Source organism: Halomonas sp. (assembly GCF_031581305.1).
In the GTDB taxonomy this organism is placed as follows: domain Bacteria; phylum Pseudomonadota; class Gammaproteobacteria; order Pseudomonadales; family Halomonadaceae; genus Halomonas.
In genome coordinates this window covers 1-3,655 of sequence record NZ_JAVLBC010000154.1, presented here as the reverse complement: position 1 = coordinate 3,655, position 3,655 = coordinate 1, and the positions used below count along the sequence as shown (strand labels likewise).

Here is a 3,655-nt window from a genome sequence, read left to right as displayed (position 1 = left end):
CACGGCGGTACCACGGCAGTGGTGCCGCCGTTTTCGTCGCTCTGATATAGTAACTATCGATTTTCCCCTTCGTTCACCTGCTGCCGGAGTGCGGCCTTGGATACTCGTTTCCCTTTCGTCGACTGGTTCCGCAATTCCTCTCCCTATATCAATGCCCACCGCGGGCGTACCTTCGTGATCCTGATCGAGGGTGAGGCCATGGCCAGCGGTCGAGGGGAGCAGCTGATTCAGGACCTGGCGCTGCTGCATACCCTGGGCGTGCGGCTGGTGGTGGTGTTCGGTATCCGGCCCCAGGTGCAGCAGGCCCTGGACGAGGCTGGCATCGTGCCTCGGCGCCACCAGGGGCGTTGGGTAGCCGACGAGATGATCATGTCGCGGGTCGAACGCATCGCCGCTGAGCAGCGGCTGTGGCTGGAGGCGCGGCTCTCTCCGGGGCTGCCCAACACCCCGCTGCACGGCATCGAGATGACCGTGGTTTCCGGCAACCTGGTGATGGCCAAGCCGCTGGGTGTGCGCGAGGGAATCGACTTCGACCACAGCGGCGAGGTGCGTCGGGTGCGGGCTCAGGCTATCGAGGGGCTGCTCGAGCGCGGGTCGCTGGTGGTGTTGCCACCGCTGGGCTTCTCCAGCACCGGCGAGGTCTTTGACCTGGACGCCGCCGAGGTGGCCCGCCACGCGGCCACCGCGCTCGGCGCCGACAAGCTGATCCTGCTCGGCGAGGGCAGCGGGCTGTTTGACCGCAGCGGCCAGCTGCAGCGCCAGCTGACCCCGGGCGAGGCCGAGCCGCTGCTCCAGCAGGCCGACCCCACCAGCGAGCTGGCCCGGCACCTCGGCGCGGCCTGTGTCGCCGCACGACACGGCGTGGCCCGTACCCACCTGCTCTCCTGGCATGACCATGACGCCCTGCTCGGCGAGCTGTTCACCCGCGATGGCGTGGGTACCATGATCACCGAGCATCGCTACGAGCAGCTGCGTGCGGCAGAGCTCGGCGACATCGGCGGCCTGCTCGAGCTGCTCGAGCCGCTGGAGTGGCGGGGCATGCTGGTGCCTCGCTCCCGGGAACGCCTGGAGTACGAGATCGACGACTACGTGGTGATCGAGCGCGACGGCATGATCATCGGCTGTGCCGCCCTGCATACCTTCGGCGAGGCCAGGATGGGGGAGCTGGCCTGCGTCGCAGTCCACGACGACTACCGGGGTGGCGCGCGCGGCGAGCTGCTGCTTGCCGAGATCGAGCGCCGGGCCCGCCGCCTGGGGATCTCGGCGCTGTTCGCGCTGACAACCCACACCACCCACTGGTTCTTTGAGCATGGCTTCCGCCTGGCTGACATCGAGGCCCTGCCGCCGCTGCGTCGCGACACCTACAACCACGCGCGCAAGTCCAAGATCCTGGTCAAGACCCTTACCTGAGGGCGTGCTCTGTCGCCTGGAGGTGTCGCCGGGTCATTCGGCGTCGCTCTCCACAGACGCGCCAACCCATTGAAAATAATAGCTATCCAGGAAAGCCTCCGAATGGCGTCGCCACTTGGCGACGTAAATCCCGCCATCACTCCCGGCCAAGGTTCGCCCCGCCGGTCGCTTCCAACCTTTCTGCCTTTTTGTCGCTTTCAACCTATTGATATTAAAAGGCTGTATCGAATCTTGGCATGTCGTTGGCAACAGTCAGGGTGAGCAAGGGAAAACGGTTCATACGGCTCGAACCGTTCCCCGGTCGCTGAAGGAAGGCGGGCCATCACTGCCCTGTGCTCCTGCTCCCTGAGGCGATCAGTGTCTGCTCCAAGCGATGTGTGACTTTAGGTTGCGATGAGACGGTACCGCCGCCAGGCAAGGATCGGTATCGAGAGGGCAAGGATGCCCTGGCATGGATGCCTCTCCCCCGTTCAGGGGGATCGAATCGCGCAGCATCGCCGTCGACCTCCAGGTCGAGGCGGTGGTGCCAGGAACGGAGCAGGGCGGTGCGCCACGCGATGGCTTGCCACCCGCATGAGGATGACCAGCCCCTGGTGGCAAATGGCGCCTCATGGCTTCGGGGGCCTTCCTCGGCCCATGGACATTCGGGCAATGGACGAACCAGGTCGTCGATTGAGCGGATGTCCGGACCCTTCAGTTCCCTGCGTATTGGGCCGGCTCTGCCGGCCCTTTTTTTCCCTCCAGGTCCTTGCCGGTGGAGTTGCGCCGATTGGCCGCGGGGCGCTCGGCTGAACTCTGGTATCCTTGGGGATGGACGATGGTGGTTTCCGTTACCCTCCTGCAAAGAACACTGTCCATGACCTCAGCCGTTACGCGTCGTTGGCGGCCGCGCTCGCTGTTGCAGCTGGTGCTGTTGGCCTTCCTGGTGGTAATGCTGCCGCTGGCCGTGTTGATGATCCAGGCCGGCCAGGCCCTCTCCGAACTGTCGCGCCTGGCCGATGTCAGTGCTCGCCAGGCGGTGGAGGAGACCCGGCGTGCCCGCTCGCTGGGTGCCCTGGCGCTGGAGATGGAGCGCGGCGCGCGCCAGTATGCCGTGGTCGAGGATGAGAGCCTGCTGGAGATCTTCGACGAGCGTCTCGCGGAGTTCCGTGAATTGCTGGCCCAGCAGCGTGAGCTGCTGCCCGGTGATCCCGACGTGGCGGCGCTGGAGGAGAGACTCGACGACCTCGCCGAGCTGCCCGACCTGTCGCTGGAGGCGTTCACCGACCGGCTCTCCGACTTCCTGCCTTTTGCCCAGCACACCGAGGCGATGCGCCGCGCCACCAACCGTCGCATCGACGATCGCATCGAGGGCATCCGTGCCCGCGCCGAGGACGTGCAGGTGCGTCTCTGGTGGCAGACCGCGGCGCTGGTCTCGGCGAGCCTGGTGCTGATGCTGTTGTTCACTCGGCTGATCATCCAGCCGATCCGTCAGCTCGAACGGCGCATCCTGGGGATCGGCAGCGTGGGCGGCGACACGGGTCACAAATTGCGGCCCTTCAAGGGCCCGGCGGAACTGGTCACCCTGGATGAACGGCTGGACTGGCTGGCCGCGCGGCTCGACGAGCTGGAGGCGCAGAAGCAGCAGTTCCTGCGCCACATGTCCCACGAGCTCAAGACCCCGCTGGCCAGCGTGCGCGAGGGGTCGTCGCTGCTCGCCGATGGCGTGGCCGGTGAGGTCACGCCGCGCCAGCGTGAGATACTCGACCTGATCGATGCCAGCGGGCGCGAGCTGCAGCAGCTGATCGAGCAGCTGCTCGACTACAATCTGCTTCAGCACAACCGTCAGCTCGACATCGAGCGGCTGGATGTCGCCACCGTGGCCAAGGAGGTGTTGGCCAAGCATCGCCTGGCCCTCGACAACAAGGAGATGGGCGTCAGCTGCTTCGATGGCCCCCTGGCCTGGGCGCTCGACCGCACCGCCACCGCTCGGGTCCTCGACAATCTGATCTCCAATGCCGTCGCCTACGGCGAGGACGGCGGCGTGGTGGAAATTCGCGCCCGTGTGCTGCGTGACCGGCTGGTGATCGAGGTGGCCAATAGCGGCGAGCCCATCGCGGAGGAGGATCGCGCCCGGCTCTTCGAGGCCTTCTTCCAGGGCCGAGGGCGTCGCAAGGGACCGCTCAAGGGCTCCGGCATCGGCCTCTCGGTGGCCGCCGACTGTGCCCGGCTCCAGCAGGGCCGCCTGGAGCTGGTGGACGACCCG

3 protein-coding genes are annotated in these 3,655 nt (G+C 66.5%); all 3 read left to right on the top strand.

Annotated features, from left to right (window positions below; genetic code table 11):
• Positions 1-96 precede the first annotated feature (96 nt).
• Complete coding sequence (argA, locus tag RI841_RS12350; protein ID WP_310705905.1) at positions 97-1,410, top strand: amino-acid N-acetyltransferase; 1,314 nt, start codon at positions 97-99, stop codon at positions 1,408-1,410.
• A 451-nt stretch (positions 1,411-1,861) separates the two neighbouring features.
• Entirely contained in the window at positions 1,862-1,987 is a 126-nt protein-coding gene (locus RI841_RS12345; protein WP_310705904.1) for a hypothetical protein, read from the top strand.
• A gap of 279 nt (positions 1,988-2,266) precedes the next feature.
• Positions 2,267-3,655, top strand: a 1,389-nt coding sequence (locus tag RI841_RS12340) for an ATP-binding protein (RefSeq protein WP_310705903.1), incomplete at its 3' end; no start/stop codon positions are given.